The 4,656-nt window shown below is 68.3% G+C and carries 4 protein-coding genes; all 4 read left to right on the top strand.

Annotated elements, in window-relative coordinates; translation table 11 throughout:
* Positions 1–106 precede the first annotated feature (106 nt).
* Genes kdpF through kdpC form a run of 4 tightly spaced genes read left to right on the top strand, consistent with a single transcriptional unit; the run spans position 107 to position 4,631 of the window.
* A complete protein-coding gene (gene kdpF / locus AC1DU6_RS20665) occupies positions 107–199 on the top strand; it encodes a K(+)-transporting ATPase subunit F (protein ID WP_082532572.1) in 93 nt (30 codons plus the stop codon).
* Positions 196–1,992, top strand: a complete 1,797-nt coding sequence (gene kdpA, locus AC1DU6_RS20660; protein WP_477859247.1) for a potassium-transporting ATPase subunit KdpA — start codon at positions 196–198, stop codon at positions 1,990–1,992. The genes kdpF and kdpA overlap by 4 nt, the downstream gene beginning before the upstream one ends.
* Positions 1,989–4,043 (top strand): potassium-transporting ATPase subunit KdpB, encoded by a 2,055-nt coding sequence (gene kdpB, locus AC1DU6_RS20655; RefSeq protein ID WP_477859245.1) that lies wholly within the window; start codon positions 1,989–1,991, stop codon positions 4,041–4,043. The genes kdpA and kdpB overlap by 4 nt, the downstream gene beginning before the upstream one ends.
* A 3-nt stretch (positions 4,044–4,046) precedes the next feature.
* On the top strand, positions 4,047–4,631 hold the full coding sequence (gene kdpC / locus AC1DU6_RS20650) for a potassium-transporting ATPase subunit KdpC (protein ID WP_457324987.1): 585 nt from the start codon (positions 4,047–4,049) through the stop codon (positions 4,629–4,631).
* The last annotated feature ends 25 nt before the right edge of the window (positions 4,632–4,656 follow it).

Genomic DNA, 4,656 nt, shown 5'->3' with positions numbered 1-4,656 from the left:
GTTATGGAGGTGTCATGGACATCATGTTTCTGGTTCTGGGCGCGGCTCTCGCGCTGTTGACCGGGCTCGCGGCCTGGGGCTGCGAAAAATTGGCGAGGAGGAAGTCATGAGTGGCTTCGAACTCGCCGCCGCCATCCTCGTCGTCGGGCTTGTCGGCTATCTGTTCTGGGCGCTGCTGTTCCCGGAGGACTTGTCATGAGTACCTCGGCCTGGGTCCAGCTCATCGTCTTTCTTGTCGTGCTGCTCGTGCTGGCCTGGCCACTGGCACRCTGGATTCACGCGGCCATGGAAGGCCGCGTCGGGTGGCTGCGCCGCGTCGAGCGCGGCCTGCTCAAGCTGGCCGGCGTGGATGCCGACGCCGAGCAAGGCTGGCTGCGCTATGCCCTCGGCCTGCTCGTCTTCAATGCCCTCGGCATCGCTGCCGTCTATGCGCTGCAGCGCCTGCAGCATCTGCTGCCGCTGAACCCGCAGGGCCTGGCCGCGGTGTCGCCAGACTCGGCCTTCAACACTGCCATCAGCTTCGTGACCAACACGAACTGGCAGGGCTATGGCGGTGAGTCGACGATGAGCTATCTGACGCAGATGCTCGCGCTGACGGTGCAGAACTTCCTGTCGGCCGCTACCGGCATCGCTGTCGTCATCGCCTTCGTGCGTGGCTTCGCGCGCCACAGCGMCCAGGCCATCGGCAACGTCTGGGCCGACCTGACCCGCGCCGCGCTGTGGGTGCTGCTGCCGCTGTCCTTCGTCTTCGCCATCGTTCTCGCCGGCATGGGCGTCGTGCAGACGCTCAAGCCTTATCAGGACGTCACGACCATTGAGGCTCAGACATGGCAGGAGCCCAAGCTCGACGAAGCCGGCCAGCCGCTGAAGGGCGCCGACGGTCAGCCCGTCATGGAAGACAAGCACGGCCAGAGCCAGAGCATTGCTCTCGGTCCGGTCGCTTCGCAGCTCGCCATCAAGATGCTGGGCACCAACGGCGGTGGCTTCTTCAACGCCAACTCGGCCCACCCCTTCGAGAACCCGACCGCGGCGACCAATGCGCTGCAGATGCTGTCCATCTTCCTGATCCCGGCGGCGCTGTGCTTCGTGCTGGGCCGCCAGGTTGGCGACATGCGCCAGGGTTGGGCGCTGCTGGGGGCGATGACGGCGATGTTCGTTGTCGCCGTCGTCATCGCCACGTCGGCCGAGCAGGCCGGCAACCCGCATCTCGCCGCGCTGGGTGTCGACTCGGCCCAGACGGCCACGCAGTCGGGCGGCAACATGGAGGGCAAGGAAGTGCGCTTCGGCATAGCCGCCTCTTCGCTGTTCGCCGTCATCACGACGGCCGCCAGCTGCGGCGCCGTCAACGCCATGCACGACAGCTTCACGCCGCTGGGCGGGGCCGTGCCCATGGTACTGATGCAGCTCGGCGAGGTCGTCTTCGGCGGCGTCGGCGCGGGTCTGTACGGCATGCTGGTGTTCGCCATCCTGGCCGTCTTCGTCGCCGGGTTGATGATTGGCCGCACGCCTGAATACCTCGGCAAGAAGATCGAGGCGCACGAGATGAAGATGGTCTCGCTGGCCATCCTGCTGACGCCATTGGCGGTGCTCATCGGCACGGCCGTCGCCGTGATCTTGGAGCCCGGCAAGGCCGGCATCGCGGCGCCTGGCGCGCATGGCTTCAGCGAGGTGCTGTACGCGCTCTCGTCCGCCGGCAACAACAACGGCAGCGCCTTCGCCGGCCTGTCGGCCAACACGCCTTTCTACAACGGGCTGCTGGCCCTGGTGATGTGGATAGGCCGCTTCGGCGTCATCGTGCCGGTGCTGGCCATGGCCGGCTCGCTGGCGGGTAAGAAGCGGCTGGCGGCGGGCGAGGGCACCCTGCCCACGCATGGCCCCCTCTTCGTCGTGCTGCTGATCGGCGCCGTGCTGCTGGTCGGTCTTCTGAACTATGTGCCGGCGCTGGCCCTGGGGCCCGTCGTCGAGCACCTGATCCTTTGGAGCGCTTCATGAATCGCGCTGCTGGTTTTTCCCTGCTCGACCCGGCGCTGACCCGCGCCGCCCTGGTCGACGCCTTTCGCAAGCTGGACCCGCGCACGCAGTTGCGCAACCCGGTGATGTTCGTCGTCTACCTCGGCAGCCTGTTGACGACGGGCTTGTCCGTCGCGCAACCGAACGGCTTCGTTGTCGCGGTAACGGTCTGGTTGTGGTTCACCGTGCTGTTCGCCAACTTCGCCGAGGCTCTGGCCGAGGGCCGCAGCAAGGCGCAAGCGGCGTCGCTGCGCGGGTTGAAAAAGGAAACCTGGGCCAAGGTGACCGACGACTGGAAGCCCGGTGCGCCACGTGACACGATCAAGTGGCACCCCCGCGAGGCCGGCACGCTGCGCAAGGGCGAAGTCGTGCTGATCGAGGCCGGCGATGTCGTGCCGGCCGATGCCGAGGTCATCGACGGCGTCGCCTCGGTGGACGAGAGCGCCATCACCGGCGAGTCCGCCCCCGTCATCCGCGAGAGCGGCGGTGACTTCTCGGCGCTGACTGGCGGCACCCGCGTGCTGTCCGACTGGGTCGTGGCCCGCGTGGCCGTGAACCCAGGCGAGACCTTTGTCGACCGCATGATCGCCATGGTCGAGAACGCCAAGCGCAAGAAGACGCCCAACGAGATCGCGCTGACCATCCTGCTGGTCGCGTTGACGCTGGTCTTCCTGGGTGTCTGCACCACGCTGCTGCCGTTCTCTCAGTTCAGCGTGGCGGTGGCCGGCGCGGGCGAGCCGGTCAGCCTCGTCGTGCTGGTGGCGCTGTTGGTCTGCCTGATTCCGACCACCATCGCCGGCCTGCTGTCGGCCGTCGGTGTGGCCGGCATGAGCCGCATGCTGCAGGCCAATGTCATCGCCACCTCGGGCCGCGCTGTTGAAGCCGCGGGCGACGTCGACGTGTTGCTGCTGGACAAGACCGGCACCATCACGCTGGGCAACCGCCAGGCCGATGCGTTCTGGCCGGTAGAAGGCGCCAGCGAAGCTCAGCTCGCCGAGGTGGCGCGCCTGGCGTCGCTGGCCGACGAGACGCCCGAGGGCCGCAGCATCGTGGCGCTTGCCGACCGCAAGTTCGGCGCGGCCACGGCCACGGAACGGGGCGAGTTCGTGCCCTTCACGGCGCAGACGCGCATGAGCGGCGTGGATCTCGGCGCCCGCCGGATCCGCAAGGGTGCTGGCAGCGCGGTGCGCGCTCACGTTGAAGCCCTGGGCGGCCGCTGGCCGGCCAGCGTGCAGGCCAGCGTCGACGAGGCCGCCCGCCGAGGCAGCACGCCGCTGGTTGTCGTCGATGACGTGCGGGTGCTCGGCGTCGTCGAACTCAAGGACATCGTCAAGCCCGGCATCAAGGAGCGCTTTGCGCAGATGCGCCGCATGGGCATCAAGACGGTCATGGTCACCGGCGACAACCGGCTGACGGCCGCAGCCATTGCCGCCGAGGCCGGCGTGGACGACTTCCTCGCCGAGGCCACGCCCGAGGCCAAGCTGGCGCTGATCCGCGAGCACCAGGCCCAGGGCAGGCTGGTGGCTATGACCGGCGACGGCACCAATGACGCCCCGGCGCTGGCCCAGGCCGACGTGGCCGTCGCCATGAACAGCGGCACCCAGGCGGCCAAGGAGGCTGGCAACATGGTCGACCTGGACAGCAACCCGACCAAGCTCATCGAGATCGTCGAGACGGGCAAGCAGATGCTGATGACGCGTGGGTCGCTGACGACCTTCAGCATCGCCAACGACCTGGCCAAGTATTTCGCGGTGCTGCCGGCGGCCTTCGTGTCGACCTATCCGCAGCTCGGCGCGCTGAACGTGATGCGCCTGGCCAGTCCCAACTCGGCCATCCTGTCGGCGGTCATCTTCAACGCGTTGATCATCGTCGTGCTGATCCCATTGGCGCTCAAGGGCGTGCGCTACCGCGCCATCGGCGCCGCCGCGCTGCTGCGCCGCAACCTGCTCGTCTACGGCCTGGGCGGCGTCATCGTCCCCTTCATCGGCATCAAGGCAATCGACCTGCTGCTCGTGGCCCTTCACCTTGCTTGAATCATGAACACCCAACTCCGCCCCGCATTGACCCTGTTCGTGCTGCTCAGCCTCGTCACTGGCCTGGCCTACCCGCTGGCCGTCACTGGCCTGGCGCAGGCGCTCTTTCCCCATGCGGCCAATGGCAGCCTCGTCATCCAGGACGGCAGGCCGATCGGCTCCGAGCTGATCGGCCAGGCCTTCACCGCCCCCGGGCATTTCTGGAGCCGCCCCTCGGCCACCGCGCCGGCGCCCTACAACGCGGCCAACTCCGGCGGCTCCAATCTCGCGCCGACGGCGCCGGCCCTGGTCGATGCGGTCAAGGCGCGCATCGACGCCTTGCGCGCGGCCGACCCGGGCAACCTGGCGCCGGTGCCGGTCGACCTCGTCACCGCCTCCGCCAGCGGCCTGGACCCCCATATCAGCCAGGCCGCCGCCGACTACCAGCTCGCCCGCGTCGCCCGGGCACGTGGGCTGCCACCGGAGCAGGTGAGGGCGCTGGTCGAGCAGCACACCGAGGGCCGCCGGCTCGGCTTCCTCGGCGAGCCGCGCGTCAACGTGCTGGCCCTGAACCTCGCGCTGGAGCGTGCGACGATCACCGCAAAATGACTCCAGGCAGACCGCCATGCTGATC

This window comes from Roseateles sp. P5_B10 (assembly GCF_056400485.1).
The sequence above is the reverse complement of the archived record's forward strand: the minus strand, read 5'-3'. Positions and strand labels throughout refer to the sequence as shown.

What these genes read in the sequence shown, in the direction of transcription:
- kdpC (WP_457324987.1), top strand. Translation starts at nt 4,047, where the DNA reads ATGAACACCCAACTCCGCCCCGCATTGACCCTGTTCGTGCTGCTCAGC.
- kdpF (WP_082532572.1), top strand. Translation starts at nt 107, where the DNA reads ATGAGTGGCTTCGAACTCGCCGCCGCCATCCTCGTCGTCGGGCTTGTC.
- kdpB (WP_477859245.1), top strand. Translation starts at nt 1,989, where the DNA reads ATGAATCGCGCTGCTGGTTTTTCCCTGCTCGACCCGGCGCTGACCCGC.